The sequence below is a fragment of the Nocardia sp. NPDC059195 genome (assembly GCF_042754695.1).
Taxonomy (GTDB): domain Bacteria; phylum Actinomycetota; class Actinomycetes; order Mycobacteriales; family Mycobacteriaceae; genus Nocardia.
Window position 1 is genome coordinate 332,917 of the sequence record NZ_JBHZBG010000004.1, and the last position, 14,643, is coordinate 347,559.

Genomic DNA, 14,643 nt, shown 5'->3' on the forward strand with positions numbered 1-14,643 from the left:
CGACCGGTCACAGGCCGGCGAGACCGCCGCGCAGGACCGCGTAGAGCTCTGTGGGGTTGCCGGATTCAGCGGCGGACTTGTCGATCAGGTCGATGGCGGCGGCGGTGAAATCGTCACTTTGCGGTTGCACGTAGTCCGCCGGGTTGTCGATGCCAGGTGCGTACCCCTCGAGCAAGGTCCCCATCGCCTGCAGGAAGGGCACCATCAACTCGGCCAGGCGCGCGGCCGAGCCGCCGGTGGAGCGGACCATTGCGCCGCCCTGGCGGAACGCGGCGAACATGGCGTACATGCCACCGAGGATCGAAACGTCGTACATGGCGGCAGCGCCGAGATCCTCACCGACGAATTCGGCGCGACCGAACAACTCCAGCACCGCGCGGAATCGCTCGAACCCGGCGGCTGCACCGCTGTAGAGAACGAAAGCCGCAGGCCCGCCGATCATTTCGGGCACCGCCATGATGCCGCCGTCGACCAGCTCGACCGCCTCGTCCGCAGCCCAGCGACCCAGCGAGCGCGCCTGCTCCGGCGAAGTGGTGGTCAGGTTGACCACCACCTTCCCGCGCACCTGTGCCACGGCGGGCTCGATGTGTTCACGCACCGCGGCATCGTCGAGCACGCACAGGATCACCAGATCCGCCGCCGCCATCGCCTCGGCGGAGTTCGCCGCGACCTTCGCGCCATCGGCCACCAGCGCCTCGGCCCGCGCTGGGGTGCGGTTCCATACCGTCACGTCATGGCCGCCCGCCAGCAGCGCCTTCGCCAGCGCGGTGCCCATCGCGCCGAGTCCGATCACCGAAACACGCTGTGCTGCAGTCTGGTCGGTCATTGCTCTCCTTGTTCCGAAGCTCTTCGCTGCCGCTCGGCAACGCCCTCCTAGAATCGCCGGTTGCGCTACACTCGACAAGTACCGACTATTAAGTGCAATACCTACCAAAAAGTAAGTAAGGCGGCCATGAAGCAGCGAGAGCGCCCGTATTCCTGCGGTATCGATGCCGCCCTGGACATCGTCGGCGGCAAGTGGAAAGCGCTGATCCTGTGGGCCCTGTCCACCGGAACCCAACGCTTCGGCGACCTGAAACGCCTGGTCCCCGGCGTAACCGAGAAGATGCTGATCCAGCAGCTGCGCGAACTCGAGCACGACGGCATCATCAACCGCGAGGTCTACGCGCAGGTACCCCCGAAGGTCGAGTACTCACTCACCGAACGCGGACTCTCACTCAACGCGGCCCTCACCACGCTCGGCGCCTGGGGCCGCGAGAACATGAATCACATCTGCACCGTCAAGGGCGTAGACGCACCCGTGCACTGACGCGACAAGGTGTTACTGCACCCACTTCTGGCCGGTGATGCGCTCGTAGGCCTCTTCGTACTTGCGGCGGGTGCCTTCGACGACGTCGGCGGGGATCTCGGGGCCCGGGTATTCCTTGTTCCAGCCGGTGGAGGTCGACCAGTCGCGCACGAACTGCTTGTCGAAGGAACCCTGGGCGCGGCCCGGCTCCCACTCGTCGGCAGGCCAGAAGCGCGAGGAGTCGGAGGTCAGTACCTCGTCTCCGAGGGTGAGAACATCACCGTCCCAACCGAATTCGACCTTCGTGTCGGCCACGATCACGCCCGCCGTCGCCGCGTGCTCGGCCCCGCGCGAGTAGATCTCGAGGGTCAGATCGCGCAGCTTCTCCGCGACCTCACGTCCCTCCTGGTTCACCACGTCAGCGAAACTGATCGCCTCGTCGTGCCCCTCGGAAGCCTTCGTCGACGGCGTGAAGATCGGCTCGGGCAGCTTGTCGCCATCGCGCAAGCCCGCGGGCAGCGCGATCCCCGACACGGTCCCCGACCGCTGGTACTCCTTGAGTCCCGACCCGGTCAGATACCCACGCGCGATGCACTCGACAGCCAGCATCTTCAACGGCTTGACCCGAATCCCACGCCCGGCGAACTCCGCGGGCACATCGGTCGCCGAGACCACGTGATTCGGGATCCCGGTGAAGTACTCGAACCACCAGTTCGACAGCTGCGTCAGCAGCGCGCCCTTGTCCGGAATCGGCGTCGGCAGCACCACGTCGTAGACCGAAACCCGGTCCGACGCGACGAGCAGCAGGGTGTCGCCGTCCTCGTAGAGGTCACGAACTTTCCCGGCGTGCACATGCTTCAACGTCGAGCCTCCGAATCTCCGGTGCGGTACCTGCGGGTTTCCCCGAACTCTACCGGCCCACCCGTGGCCGGTATCAGGCCTGGTCATCGGTAGGCGAAACCGGTCACATTCCGCACAGGACCGGTCGTGGGATCACTGACCCGCGCCAGCACGGGTGCAGGTCGGCGACGTCGACCCACATCGTCGCCGGAAACCCGTGGGCGGGCACCGACGGCAGGTGGCATTGTGGACGCCGAACTACCGTGCCGTGTTCGTCGAGGAACGAAGGAGATCAATGTCCGCCCCGAATCTCACCCGCGACCAGGCGGTCGAACGCGCGGCCGTGGTGGCCGTGCAGAACTACCGGATCGAACTCGACCTCACCGATCAGCCACGCGGTGCGGGGTCCGAGGTGTCGGACACCTTCGGGTCGACGACCACTGTCAGCTTCACCGCCACCGCTGGTGCGAGCACCTACATCGATCTGGTGGCGTCGCGGGTGCGGTCGGCGGTGCTCAACGGGGTCGCGCTCGATGTGAGCGCCTATGACGAGTCGACCGGAATCGCGTTGCCGGGGCTGGCCGAGAACAACGAGTTGGTTGTCGAGGCCGATTGCGAGTACTCACATACCGGCGAGGGTCTGCACCGGTTCGTCGATCCGACCGACGACAATGTGTACCTGTACTCGCAGTTCGAGACCGCTGATGCCAAGCGGATGTTCGCCTGCTTCGATCAGCCCGATCTCAAGGCCACCTTCGACATCGTCGCCACCGCGCCGTCGGACTGGGTGGTCATCTCCAACGGTGCCGATATCGAGCAGCACAAGGTCGGCGCGGTCGTGCGCCACACCTTCGCTACCACCCCGCGGATGAGCACCTATCTGGTCGCCATGATCGCGGGCCCGTACGCGAAGTGGTCCGACACTTTCACCGACGCCAGCGGCGAGATCCCGCTGGGTCTGTACTGCCGTGCCTCGCTCGCCGAGCACATGGACGCCGAGCGGCTGTTCACCGAGACCAAGCAGGGTTTCGAGTTCTACCACAACAACTTCGGCGTGCCGTATGCCTTCGGCAAGTACGACCAGCTGTTCGTGCCCGAGTTCAACGCGGGCGCGATGGAGAACGCGGGCGCGGTCACCTTCCTCGAGGACTACGTGTTCCGGTCCAAGGTGACCCGCGCGTCCTACGAGCGTCGCGCCGAGACCGTGCTGCACGAGATGGCGCACATGTGGTTCGGCGACCTGGTCACCATGAAGTGGTGGGACGACCTGTGGTTGAACGAGTCGTTCGCGACCTTCGCCTCGGTGCTGTGCCAGGCCGAGGCCACCGAATACACCAGCGCCTGGACCACTTTCGCGAATGTGGAGAAGTCCTGGGCATACCGCCAGGACCAGCTGCCGTCGACTCACCCGATCGCCGCCGACATCCCTGACCTGCACGCGGTGGAGGTCAATTTCGACGGAATCACCTATGCCAAGGGCGCTTCGGTGCTCAAGCAGCTCGTCGCCTATGTGGGGCTGCAGCCGTTCCTGGCGGGCCTGCGCGACTACTTCGCCGAACATGCCTACGGCAACGCCACTTTCGATGATCTCCTCGCGGCGCTGGAGAAAGCCTCCGGGCGTGACCTGTCGGACTGGGGCGCGCAGTGGCTCAAGACCACCGGTCTCAATATCCTTCGGCCCGATTTCGTCGTCGCTGCGGACGGCACGTTCTCGAGCTTCGCGGTCGTGCAGGAGGGCGCCGCGCCGGGTGCGGGCGAGTACCGCGTGCACCGGATCGCTGTCGGTGTCTACGACGATGTCGACGGCAAACTGGTGCGCACCACGCGCGTCGAGCTCGACCTCGATGCCGCCGGGCGCACCGAGGTGCCCGAGCTCGCCGGCGTGCCGCGCGGTGCGCTGGTACTGGTCAACGACGACGACCTCACCTACTGCTCGCTGCGTCTGGACTCCGATTCCCTCGACGTGGTCGTGCAACGCGTCGGTGACATCGCCGACTCGCTGCCGCGCACGCTGGCCTGGTCGGCGGCCTGGGAGATGACCCGTCAGGCCGAGATGAAGGCCCGCGATTTCGTCGCGCTCGTGCAGCGCGGAATCGGCTCCGAATCCGAGATCGGGGTGGTGCAGCGACTGCTCATGCAGGCCAACACCGCCATCTCGAGCTACGCCGATCCGGTGTGGGCCGAGCAGGAGGGCTGGGCGGCATACGCCGACCGGCTGCTCGAGCTGGCCCGCGCCGCCGAGGCGGGTTCGGATCATCAGCTCGCCTTCGTCAACGCGTTGACCGGGGCGAAGCTGGCATCGCGCCACATCGAGGTGCTGGCGCAGCTGCTCGACGCTGACCCGGCGGCGGCCGGTCTGCCCGGTCTCACCGTCGACACCGACCTGCGCTGGCGCATCATCACCGCGCTGGCCGCCGCGGGCCAGATCGATGCCGACGGTCTGGACTCACCGACCATCGACGCCGAACTGCAAGGCGACCCGACCGCGGCCGGCAAGCGTCAGGCAGCCACCGCGGCCACCGCGCGCCCGATCGCCGAGGTCAAGGCGCAGGCCTGGAACACGGTGATGGGCGACGACTCGGTGCCCAACATCACCGCCCGCGCCATCGTCGGCGGGTTCGCCCCGGCCGGTCAGGGTGCGGTGCTCGCGCCGTACGTGGACAAGTACTTCGCCGAGATCCCCGCGGTGTGGGACCGCCGCTCGAGCGAAGTCGCCCAGACCGTCGTGATCGGCCTGTACCCGCACTGGGCGATCACCGAGGAAGCCGTCACCAAGGCCGACGAGTTCCTCGCAGGCGACCACCCACCCGCCCTGTACCGCCTCGTCTCCGAGGGCCGCGCAGGCATCGAACGTTCCCTGCGCGCAAGGGAATTCGACGCGAAATAAGAACCCACTAGTGGAGGGCGGCCGGACAATCCCGCCGCCCTCCCCGCGCACCCGACCCCACGGTTCACACCAGCCCGTCCCCGTCTTCCACACCCCTCCCTGCTGAGAGCAGATCCGCCCACAGCAGCATCAACAGCGAATCACCCTGTCCGCGAGGCACCGTGGACTCATGGCACACGACGACAAGACCCCGATGTTCAGCTGGCGAGCCCGCGAACAACTGTTCGGCCGCCGGATCCTCGTCCTCGACGGCCCCCTCGACGACGACAACGGCACCCTGCTCATCACCCAACTACTCACCCTCGGCGCCCAGAGCCCCGAGGCCGGGATCTCGCTGTGGATCCACTCCCCCGGCGGCTCGGTGCCGTCGATGCTGGCGATCCGCGACGTGATGCGGCTGGTGCCGTGCGAGGTCTCCACGCTCGCTCTCGGATTAGCCTGCAGCGCAGGACAATTCCTGCTGTCATCCGGCACGCCGGGTAAGCGCTACGCCCTGCCACACGCCCGCGTCCTCATGCACCAGGGATCGGCGGGCATCGGCGGTAGCGCGGTGGAGGTGGAGGTGCAGGCCGACGACCTGCGCTACACCGTCGACACGGTGCTCGGCCTCATCGCCGACGACACCGGCCAGCCGTTCGACCGCGTCTACGAGGACTCACTGCACGACCGCTGGTTCACCGCACCCCAGGCACTCGAGTACGGGTTCATCGACCACATCGTCGAATCGTTCGATCAGGTCGTTCCGAACCGCCATCGCATCGGGATCACTGCATGAGAGTCACTGCCGCACAGATTGTTTCGAGTAATCTCCGCGAATTCCTGTCCGGCGCCCTGCGCGGGCCGATACCGGAGACCGCTCGGCCCTACTCCACGTCGTTCATCACCGCCAGGAAGGCCACCTCATGACTTACACGATCCCGAACGTCGTGTCCCAGCATCGCGGCGGTGGTGAGCGGATCACCGATATCTACTCGCACCTGCTGAGCGAACGCATCGTCTACCTGGGCACCCCCATCGACTCCGGGGTCGCCAACGCGCTCATCGCCCAACTGCTGCACCTGGAATCCGACAGCCCCGGCCAGGCGATCAGCCTCTACATCAACTGCGAGGGCGGCGACCTGTCCGCCATGCTCGCCGTCTACGACACCATGCGATTCATCAAGGCACCGGTGCACACCACCTGTGTCGGCCAGGCGATCGCCGTCGGCGCCGTCCTGCTCGCCGGCGGCGCGCCCGGACATCGCGCGATGCTCCCGCACACCCGAATCGTGTTGCACCAACCAGCGACTCGCGGCCAGGGCACCATTCCCGACCTGATCCTGCAGGCCGACGAGATCGTCCGGATGCGCGCGGCGATCGAGGCGATCCTGTCCAAGCACACCGGCCAGACCCCGGAAACCCTGCGCCGCGACACCGATCGGGACCGTGTGTTCACGGCCGAGACCGCACTCGAATACGGACTGGTCGACCAGGTCCTGCACGAACGGGAGTGACCCGCCGAGCGCACCACAGTCGGGACTACCCGGCGCTCACTGCTTTTCGATGCGGTCCAGGTACACGCGACGGACGTCGTCGTCGACGCGGGTGATGGCGGCGTCGTCGTGGGCGGCCTTGCGGAAGGCCCGCATCACGGGCTCCGGCACCAGACCGGACGCGTTCGCCATCACGCCGACATACCCGGGCACCGCGGTCTCGGCTGCCCTGGTCTTGACCGTGCGCACCACCGCGGCCGCGATGTCCTCGGGGTCGACGGCGGGCAAGATGCCGTAGTCGATACCAGAGCTGAGTTCGGTGCGCACCGCGGACGGGAGGACCGCGCTCACACTGACTCCGGTGGCGTCCATTTCCAGCCTGGTGGCGGCGGTCAGGCCGACCACCGCGTACTTGCTGGCGTTGTACACGGCCAGGCCCTTGATCGGGAACTTGCCCGCCAGCGAGGCCACATTCACCACGTGGCCGTAGCCGCGCTCGACCATGGCGGGCAGGGCCAAGCGCATGCCGTGGATGACGCCGTAGACATTGACGTCCATCGTGAGCTGGTCGATGCGGTCGGACTGGTCGAGGAACGGGCCGTTGGGCATCACGCCCGCGTTGTTCACGAGTACGTCCAACGGACCGCGCCACTGGACAGTCGCCTCGAGAAACGCTGCGTAGGAAGTCTTGTCGGTGACGTCGAGCGCGTGACCCATCGCGTGGTCGCCGATCTCGGCGGCAGCCTGCACGGCCAGCGCTTCGTCGAGGTCACCGAGCGCGACGTACGCGCCGGCCTCGACAAACGCTCTGGCCGTGGCGAGTCCGATGCCGCGGGCGGCGCCGGTGATCGCGATGGTGGCGCCGTCGAGGTCGATCCGTGGGTAGCTCATGTGCTGGCCTCTCGTCGGTGGTGTGCGCGTGCGCTCATGCGAGCACCGTCACGTCGTCGGTGATGGTGAAGTCGGCCGGGTCGAACGTGCTGACCCGGGTGGTGAGCGCGCCGGTGGACCAGGGCCAGCTGAAACTGTTGCGGCCGTTGGCATCCATGTAATAGCTGTGGCAACCGCCCGCGTTGTAGACGGTGCCTGCCAGCGCGGCTTGCACCTGGTCGACGTAGCGCGCCTGTACCTCGGGACGCACGTCGAGCACCGCCCAGCCTGCGCGCCGGGCGCTGTCGATCGCGGCGACGAGGAAGGCGACCTGGGCTTCGAGGATGGCGAATGCCGAGGAGTGGCCGGTACCGAGGCTGGGGCCGAGCACGGTGAACGCGTTGGGGAACCCGGTGGTGACGGTGCCGAGGTAGGCCTCGGGCGAGCCCTTCCAGTGCTCGGCCAAGGTGCGGCCGTCGGCGTCGCGGACGATGTCGGCCAGTGGGGTGTCGAGGATGTGGAAGCCGGTACCGAGGATGACGGCGTCGACCTCGGCGGTCGTGCCGTCGGCGCCGACCACGGTATTGCCACGGAATTCGGTGACTCCGGTGGCATGCACGTCGACGTTGCTCTTGGTCAGCGACTGGAGATAGCTGTTGGAGAACAGGATTCGCTTGCAGCCGAGCAGATAGTCCGGCGTCAGCTTCGCCCGCAGTGCCGGATCACGCACCACGGCACGAAGATACGCCGACCCCACGGCCTGCACGGTCTGCATCAGCGGTCGCGGATGCCGGAACGCGACCCCGAGCCCTTCCATCAGCGCGTACTCGACCGAACGCAATGCCTTGTGCGCGAACGGGAATCGTCGCATCACCGTCTTCTCGAAGCCGGGTACGCGATGATCGAGTTTCGGCAGCACCCACTGCGCGGTGCGCTGGAACAGGTGTAGTTCGGCGACCTCGGGCTGGATCGCGGGCACGAACTGCACCGCGGACGCACCGGACCCGACCACCGCGACTCGCTTGCCACGCAGGTCGTAGTCGTGGTTCCAGCGCGCGGAATGGAAGACCTCGCCGGGGAATTCGGCCAGACCCGGAATCTCGGGCAGGCGCGGTTCGTTCCACGGACCCGCCGCCGAAACGACGAAGCGGGCGCTCAGCGGGCCCGCACTGGTATCCAGCCGCCACAGCCGCGCGGCATCGTCGAACTGCGAACCGACCACCTCCACCCCGAACCGGGTGCGCTCGGCCAGCCCGTGCTCGCGCGCCACCCGGTCGACATAGTCGAGGATCTCGGGCTGGGGCGCGAACAGCCGCGACCACTCGCTGTTCGGCGCGAAGGAGAACGAGTACAGGCCGGACGGAACGTCGCACGCGCAGCCGGGATAGGTGTTGGCCCGCCAAGTGCCGCCGAAGGTTTCGGCCTTCTCGACGATCACCACATCCTCGACCCCGGCCTCGATCAATTTGATCGCGGCACAGATGCCGGAAACACCCGCTCCGATCACAACGACCTCATGCTGGCGGCTCATACGACTTCTCCTTCGAACGAAACGAGCGGCGCGCCGATCACAGCGCGAGTAGTTGTGGAACCGGCTCCCTGAGCACGAGGGAGCCGGGCACCGGTGGCGCCGGACCGCCCGCCCACGAGTCGGAATCTCGCCGCGGGGCTATCGATCGCTGGATGCCGGCAGACACTGCGCGTGGGAAGGCGATTCATGCGAGTCGGGCGGGACCGGAAACGCGCAGCGCATCGGCGACTCGGGTCGCCATACCGCGGCGGGCAGCGGCGATGGTGGCCGGGCGGCGGGCCGAATCCATGAAGTTCGGGCCCATGGCGGCGAGCTCTTCGGGGCCTGGTTCGACGCGGATCACGCGGGCGCCCGCGGCGCGCAGCAGCGCCACTTCGCGGTCGAGGCCGCGGGTCATCTGGGCGCGGAGCAGGCGTTCGACGCGGTTCAGGCCGGTGGCCGACGCGCCACCCTCGGACGTCATCGGGGCGATGACCACCACCTCGTCGAGTTCCAGTGGCACCAGCAGATCGGCCGACACCGACGACACCGAACCACCGTCGATGTAGTTCTTCCCGTCGATCCGCACGGGCGGGAACCAACCGGGGATCGCCCAGGACGCGGCGATCGCATCACCCAGATCGACCGGCGCCGCACCAGCCGCGACCGATTCTCCGGCCGTCGCGAGGTCATTGCCCGCCCCGTTCGCTCCGAAGGCGACTCGCGCACCCGTTGCCGCGTCGGCGCCGACCACCCAGGTCGCGGGGTGGCTCACCCAGCCGCTCGGGGCGGCCAGCGCCTGACCGAAGGAACGCAACCAGCCGGCGTCGCCGCGGCCGCACGGAAGGAGCCCGGCCAGCGCGGTGTAGGGCGCATGAGCGCGCAGACCGGCGCCGACCAGGCCGAGGCCGGGGAATCCGAGTCTCGGCAGCGGGGGAAATTTGCCGGGATCGACGGCGACGTGGCCGGCCAGGATCGGGTCGGCGCCCGGAGCCGCGTCGAGGGCAGCGAGCAGGTCGGCGGGAGTACGCCCGGACCCGAGCGCCGCCACGAGCTCCGCGCCCGCGGAGGTGCCGATCAGGACATCGGCGGTCCGGGTGTCCCAGTTCATCGCGCGTTCGACGGCGTCGAGGGCTACGGCGGTCCAGGCGAAGCCGAGTAGGCCACCGCAGCCGATCGCTAAGCCACGTCGTGTAGTCATGTTTCGAATACTAACGGTATTTGAATTCCGGCGGTAGCCCATTTTGCTAAACTCCTGCGCATGGCCAGGATGACGCGCAAGGAGTCGCACGCACTCACGCGTGAACGGCTGGTCGAGACCGCCAAACGGCTGTTCATGGCCGACGGCTACAACGTGACCCCGCTGGAGAAGGTGGCCACCGAGGCCGGATTCTCCAAGGGCGCGGTGTACTCCAACTTCGCGACCAAGCACGAATTGGGCCTCGCGGTGCTCGACGTCGTGCACGTGGAGCGCGCGCAGACGCTCGTGGACGCGATGCTGCCGCACGACACCATGGCGGAGCGGATCGAAGGTTTCGCGCGATGGGCCGACGAGAACATCGGCGATGTCGGCTGGACCGCGCTGGAAGTGGAGTTCGCGACGAGCACCCGGCACATGCCCGAGATCCGCACCGAACTCGCCGAGCGCAGACGCACCCTGACAGCGATGCTCGCCACGGTGATCCAGACGCAGGCCGACCAGCTGGGCCTCGAGCTCCCGATGTCCGCGGATGATGCCGCGCTGCAACTACTCTCGCTCGGCATCGGCCTCGGCGTGCAACGCGCGATCGACCCCGAACTCCCCGTCAGCGCGATCGTCGACCTACTGCGCAGCCAGATCGCCGCCGCCCGAACAAGCGCGACGCTGGACGGTTGATCACCAGGACATCACGCAAACATCGCCCGAGTGGGAAATGCACCGAGGCCTGTTGATCTTGATAGACCGGGCTCGGATGAGGACGGTTCGGCTCGGGTGAGCCGACCTCGAGCCGGGCTCCATGCCGACCTGGGTCAGATCAGGCGGCGAGCAGTACGGCGTTCGGGGCGTGCGCGATGGGGGCGGCGTGGGCGGGGGCGATGCGGTGCTGTCCGCCCAGCACCACCGCGCGAGCAGGCACGAGCGCGTGCCTGCGCATCGATTCGGCGACCTGGGCCACGAGATCGCCCAGCGAAGTACCGAGGGCGCCGGCCAAGGCCGCGATCATCTCGCTCGAAGGCTCCTTGCGACCGCGCTCGACTTCGGAGAGGTACTGCGGCGAGATACCCGCGCGACCCGCGGTGTCGACAAGGGTGGAGCGCTGTTCCAAGCGCAGCGCGCGCAGGCGTTCGCCCAGCGCCTCACGCCAGAGTGGTTCCGGCCGCGACCGCTGTTCGCCGCGTCCGCCTGGAATCACCCGCAACCCGTTGTGCTCGCCCATACTCCGAGCGTAGGGATGCCGAGCCCGAAACACCCGGCTCTTCTGCTCTCGGCGTAACCCGAGGAACAAGGGGCCCGCCCTGATCTGGACTGAGTGGAGGGTGCGACGAAGGAGTGTCCGGAGGGAGGGAAGATCTCCGGGCCCGAAGGGCCCCGCCTCGAGCGCGCCAGCGCTCCAATAACTCAGCGATTGATGCCGAAGCGGGTGTCGGCCCAGCCGAGCGCGTCGGCGAAGGAGGCGGAGACGATTTCGCTGTGGTCGACGTCGTCGTACTTGCGGTAGTCGACCGACTCGCCGCGTGCCTGCTGTTCGGCGACCATCGCATCGGTGGCCTGCAGCGGGACGGTGAGGTCGGAACGGCCCTGGAGAACGAGGACCGGAACGGTGAATCGCAGGCTGCTCGGGTCGTTGTCATCGAGGACTCGCAGCAGCCCGGAGACATCGCCGTCGGAGGTGAAGACATCCTTCGCCGACAGGCCGCCCCATTTGCTCTTGTCGCGCAGTCCGCCGGTGCATTCGGAGTCGGCGACCGGCAGCAGGGACTGCGCGCGGCCGGTGAGGAATCGGGCGGGGTCCACATCGGTCACCGTCTGGGCGCCGCGGACCAACAGCGGCAGGTATACCGACACGTCACCTGTACCGAGTTTGCCCAGCGGATTCGAGACCGCCCACTTCGCCATGCGGACCTGTTCGCCGAGGTGCGAGGCGGGTGCCAGCGCGATGGCGCCGAGCAACGGCGAATTCGGCGTCCACCCCGCAGCGTCGACGGCGGCGAACAGCGCCGCGTGACCGCCTTGTGAATGCCCCATCGCCACCCAGCGCGACCCGACCGATTTGTCGATTTCCCTTGCTGCCGTGGCGATATCGGCCATCGCACGCTGTTCGGTCTCGCCGATCATGTACCCGTGCGCGCCCGGCGTCCCCAAGCCCTGGTAGTCGGTTCTGGCGACCGCGTACCCCTTGGCCACCCAGCGAGCCTGTTCATCTCTGCTCGGCGAGGAGCCTTCCGAGCGCGAGGCCGCGCACACATCGGCGACCCCGGTGCTACCCGGCCCCCAGGAAATGAGTGGCCAACCACCCTCGGGCGCAACACCTTCGGGCACCGCGAGCGTCCCTGACACCGCGACGGGCTTTTCCTGCGCGTCCAGCGACCGGTACAGCGTCAGGTAGTTGCGGGCACCGGGCACGACCTGCGCACCGGTGAGCGGCTGCGAGCGGATCACCGAACCACGCTGTCCCGGAATCGAATCCGCACCGGGGTTGTAGAACGCGGAAAGAGGTGCGGCGGCGGCGAATTCGACCGGCGGGCTGTCCTCGGCGCAGGCCGACGCCGTCAGCGCCAGGCACGCCGCCGCGAGCACCCGAGTGATACGTGCGTGCAAGTTTCCCCCCGATAGGCCGACGGCCGATGATGTGGCCGATAGACCGCCGACCAGGTTACTCGATGCCGCCCGGACGGCTGGGCGCCCCTCGATGCTCAGCCGTCCGCCGGACTCAGCGCACGACCCGGCCGAGGAAGTCGCGGATCAGCGCGGCGATCTCGGGTCCGTGCGTCTCCAGCGCGAAGTGGCCCGCGTCGAGCAGATGCAGTTCGGCGTCTGGCAGGTCGCGCAGGTACGCGCGGGCACCGTCGGCGCCGAAGATCTCGTCGTGCTCGCCCCAGGCGATGAGCGTCGGCGGCTGATGCGTGGCGAAGTACTTCTGGAAGGCGGGGTAACCGTCGAGATTGTTCTTGTAATCGAAGAACAGTTGCAGCTGGATCGCCTTGTTGCCGGGGCGGTCCAGGTAGGCCTGGTCGAGGGTCCACGCATCCGGGCTGACCAGCGCGAGCCGGTCGGCCGGAACACCGTGCGTGTACTGCCACTTCGTGGCGTCGAGCTCGAGCAGCTTGCGCACTTCGGGCTCATGGGTCACGCGGTCGGTAGCGTGCGCGAACAGCACCTCCCAGAACGGGGTGAAGCCCTCCAGATAGGCATTGCCGCTCTGGGTGATGATGGCGCTGACCCGCTCGGGATCACGCGAGGCGATGCGCAGACCGATGGGGGCGCCGTAGTCCTGGATGTAGAGCGCGAAGCGTTCGATACCGAGGGTGTCGAGCAGTTCGCGGGTGATCTCGGTGAGCTTGTCGAAGGTGTAGTCGAACTCGTCGACCGGCGGCATGGACGACTGGCCGAAACCCAGGTGATCGGGGGCGATCACGTGATAGTCGTCGGCGAGGGCAGGGATGAGGTTGCGGAACATCGCCGAGCTGGACGGGAAGCCGTGCAGCAGAAGCAGCGTCGGCTTGTCCGGGTCGCCCGCCTCGCGATAGAAGACGGACTGACCCTGGATCTCGACGGTGTGGTGGCTGATCTGATTCATCACGAAGGTTCCTAACTGTTGAACTCGATTTCAACGGTTAGAACACGATGGCCGACGGCCGTATTCCTTTGTCACGAAAGTCATCGGCGTACGGAATCGCTTCGCAGCCGGGCAATCTCGGATTCGACGGCGAGCCGGTCTCGCACGCCGCAAATACGAAACGGCGCGCTCACCATGAGGTGAACGCGCCGTCCGGAAGTGAACGAACTAGCGGAGCAGCTCGGCGGCCATCACACGGACGGCCGAGATCAGGCCGTCGATCAGGTGGCCCTGACGGAACGGGGACAGGGCGGCGGTGGCGCCGAGCTGGCAGATGTTGTCTTTGGCGCGCGCGGCCACGTCGACACCGGCGCGGACCTCGATCGCGCCCTGGTTCGGGGACACCGCGATGAGCAGCGAATTGGCCGCCTCCGGGGTGTTCGGCAGGATCGCGTCGGCACCGGCCGCCGGATCGGCACCGAGATCGCCGAGGTAGATGTTGAAGCGGACCTTGGTGGCGCGGGTCGCCTCGGTGAGCGCGTTGTCGAGGGAGATACGCTCGTGATCGGTGAACGGCACCTCGTCGAACACAGTGCCTGGCTCATGCACACCGGACACCCGACCGCTGCTGGTCATGGCGAACCCGTGCGGCAGGTCGGCCTCGACCACCGCGGGCCAATTAGAACTTGCCACTTGCCCGGCCTCCGATCAGCTCCGCATGCGCGGTTTCGAGAGCCGCATGACCATGCGGCTCGGCGGTGTGGTGCCCCGCCGCAGCGGTCACCTCATCGGTAGCACTCCACAGCACCGGCCGGTGGGTCCACTTCTGCCCGAGTGCGAAGTGGGCCGGCTTCTCACCGGGGAATGGCTTACCGAGATAGGACAAGCCCGCGATCGCGAAGTAGATCGCGGCCGGGATGCCGACGAAGATCAGCACTGTCTCGAGAATGCTCACGCACCAACGGTAGACGATGCTGTGTAGTAGTTCATCCTCCGGCCATAGGTTGCCGCACGCGTGT

15 protein-coding genes are annotated in these 14,643 nt (G+C 67.4%); 5 read left to right on the top strand and 10 right to left on the bottom strand.

Annotation, left to right across the window (positions count from 1 at the left end; genetic code table 11):
• Positions 1-7: 7 nt before the first annotated feature.
• Positions 8-826, bottom strand: coding sequence for an NAD(P)-dependent oxidoreductase (locus ACFXKN_RS08640; protein ID WP_378972070.1), 819 nt, complete (start codon positions 824-826; stop codon positions 8-10).
• Positions 827-952: 126 nt separating this feature from the next.
• On the opposite strand from ACFXKN_RS08640, the gene ACFXKN_RS08645 reads away from it, so the two are divergent.
• Positions 953-1,309 carry a winged helix-turn-helix transcriptional regulator gene (locus ACFXKN_RS08645; protein ID WP_378972065.1) on the top strand — a complete coding sequence of 119 codons (357 nt, stop codon included), beginning with the start codon at positions 953-955 and terminating at the stop codon, positions 1,307-1,309.
• 12 nt (positions 1,310-1,321) lie between these two features.
• Here the strand turns inward: ACFXKN_RS08645 and ACFXKN_RS08650 are convergent, their stop codons facing one another.
• Complete coding sequence (locus tag ACFXKN_RS08650) at positions 1,322-2,149, bottom strand: phosphoribosylaminoimidazolesuccinocarboxamide synthase (RefSeq protein WP_378972058.1); 828 nt, start codon at positions 2,147-2,149, stop codon at positions 1,322-1,324.
• Positions 2,150-2,423: 274 nt separating this feature from the next.
• On the opposite strand from ACFXKN_RS08650, the gene pepN reads away from it, so the two are divergent.
• From pepN to ACFXKN_RS08665, 3 genes are all read left to right on the top strand, one after another.
• Complete coding sequence (gene pepN / locus ACFXKN_RS08655) at positions 2,424-5,015, top strand: aminopeptidase N (protein WP_378972054.1); 2,592 nt, start codon at positions 2,424-2,426, stop codon at positions 5,013-5,015.
• A 169-nt stretch (positions 5,016-5,184) separates the two neighbouring features.
• A complete protein-coding gene (locus ACFXKN_RS08660; RefSeq protein WP_378972049.1) occupies positions 5,185-5,790 on the top strand; it encodes a ClpP family protease in 606 nt (201 codons plus the stop codon).
• Positions 5,791-5,917: 127 nt separating this feature from the next.
• Positions 5,918-6,508, top strand: a complete 591-nt coding sequence (locus ACFXKN_RS08665; RefSeq protein WP_056821542.1) for a ClpP family protease — start codon at positions 5,918-5,920, stop codon at positions 6,506-6,508.
• A 36-nt stretch (positions 6,509-6,544) separates the two neighbouring features.
• On the opposite strand, the gene ACFXKN_RS08670 is transcribed toward ACFXKN_RS08665, so the two are convergent.
• From ACFXKN_RS08670 to ACFXKN_RS08680, 3 genes are all read right to left on the bottom strand, one after another.
• On the bottom strand, positions 6,545-7,378 hold the full coding sequence (locus tag ACFXKN_RS08670) for an SDR family oxidoreductase (protein ID WP_378972042.1): 834 nt from the start codon (positions 7,376-7,378) through the stop codon (positions 6,545-6,547).
• A gap of 34 nt (positions 7,379-7,412) precedes the next feature.
• Positions 7,413-8,888, bottom strand: a complete 1,476-nt coding sequence (locus ACFXKN_RS08675) for a flavin-containing monooxygenase (RefSeq protein WP_378972037.1) — start codon at positions 8,886-8,888, stop codon at positions 7,413-7,415.
• Positions 8,889-9,072: 184 nt separating this feature from the next.
• On the bottom strand, positions 9,073-10,068 hold the full coding sequence (locus ACFXKN_RS08680; protein WP_378972031.1) for a patatin-like phospholipase family protein: 996 nt from the start codon (positions 10,066-10,068) through the stop codon (positions 9,073-9,075).
• A gap of 60 nt (positions 10,069-10,128) precedes the next feature.
• Between ACFXKN_RS08680 and ACFXKN_RS08685 the strand changes: the two genes are divergently transcribed.
• On the top strand, positions 10,129-10,743 hold the full coding sequence (locus ACFXKN_RS08685; protein ID WP_378972027.1) for a TetR/AcrR family transcriptional regulator: 615 nt from the start codon (positions 10,129-10,131) through the stop codon (positions 10,741-10,743).
• A 139-nt stretch (positions 10,744-10,882) separates the two neighbouring features.
• Here ACFXKN_RS08685 and ACFXKN_RS08690 read toward each other — a convergent pair whose 3' ends face one another.
• The 5 genes from ACFXKN_RS08690 to ACFXKN_RS08710 all read right to left on the bottom strand — a co-directional run bounded on the left by ACFXKN_RS08690 (position 10,883) and on the right by ACFXKN_RS08710 (position 14,579).
• Entirely contained in the window at positions 10,883-11,284 is a 402-nt protein-coding gene (locus tag ACFXKN_RS08690; RefSeq protein WP_378972022.1) for a helix-turn-helix domain-containing protein, read from the bottom strand.
• 182 nt (positions 11,285-11,466) lie between these two features.
• Positions 11,467-12,666 (bottom strand): alpha/beta hydrolase family protein, encoded by a 1,200-nt coding sequence (locus ACFXKN_RS08695; protein WP_378972016.1) that lies wholly within the window; start codon positions 12,664-12,666, stop codon positions 11,467-11,469.
• Positions 12,667-12,778: 112 nt separating this feature from the next.
• Positions 12,779-13,645, bottom strand: a complete 867-nt coding sequence (locus ACFXKN_RS08700; RefSeq protein WP_378972011.1) for an alpha/beta fold hydrolase — start codon at positions 13,643-13,645, stop codon at positions 12,779-12,781.
• Positions 13,646-13,852: 207 nt separating this feature from the next.
• A complete protein-coding gene (locus ACFXKN_RS08705) occupies positions 13,853-14,317 on the bottom strand; it encodes a DUF5130 family protein (protein WP_378972006.1) in 465 nt (154 codons plus the stop codon).
• Entirely contained in the window at positions 14,304-14,579 is a 276-nt protein-coding gene (locus ACFXKN_RS08710) for a hypothetical protein (RefSeq protein ID WP_378918236.1), read from the bottom strand. The genes ACFXKN_RS08705 and ACFXKN_RS08710 overlap by 14 nt, the downstream gene beginning before the upstream one ends.
• Positions 14,580-14,643 lie beyond the last annotated feature (64 nt).

Excerpts from the sequence above, each read along its gene's own strand:
- ACFXKN_RS08640 (WP_378972070.1), bottom strand. The coding sequence starts at position 826 with ATGACCGACCAGACTGCAGCACAGCGTGTTTCGGTGATCGGACTCGGC.
- ACFXKN_RS08645 (WP_378972065.1), top strand. The coding sequence starts at position 953 with ATGAAGCAGCGAGAGCGCCCGTATTCCTGCGGTATCGATGCCGCCCTG.
- pepN (WP_378972054.1), top strand. The coding sequence starts at position 2,424 with ATGTCCGCCCCGAATCTCACCCGCGACCAGGCGGTCGAACGCGCGGCC.
- ACFXKN_RS08660 (WP_378972049.1), top strand. The coding sequence starts at position 5,185 with ATGGCACACGACGACAAGACCCCGATGTTCAGCTGGCGAGCCCGCGAA.
- ACFXKN_RS08665 (WP_056821542.1), top strand. The coding sequence starts at position 5,918 with ATGACTTACACGATCCCGAACGTCGTGTCCCAGCATCGCGGCGGTGGT.
- ACFXKN_RS08670 (WP_378972042.1), bottom strand. The coding sequence starts at position 7,378 with ATGAGCTACCCACGGATCGACCTCGACGGCGCCACCATCGCGATCACC.
- ACFXKN_RS08675 (WP_378972037.1), bottom strand. The coding sequence starts at position 8,888 with ATGAGCCGCCAGCATGAGGTCGTTGTGATCGGAGCGGGTGTTTCCGGC.
- ACFXKN_RS08680 (WP_378972031.1), bottom strand. The coding sequence starts at position 10,068 with ATGACTACACGACGTGGCTTAGCGATCGGCTGCGGTGGCCTACTCGGC.
- ACFXKN_RS08685 (WP_378972027.1), top strand. The coding sequence starts at position 10,129 with ATGGCCAGGATGACGCGCAAGGAGTCGCACGCACTCACGCGTGAACGG.
- ACFXKN_RS08690 (WP_378972022.1), bottom strand. The coding sequence starts at position 11,284 with ATGGGCGAGCACAACGGGTTGCGGGTGATTCCAGGCGGACGCGGCGAA.
- ACFXKN_RS08700 (WP_378972011.1), bottom strand. The coding sequence starts at position 13,645 with ATGAATCAGATCAGCCACCACACCGTCGAGATCCAGGGTCAGTCCGTC.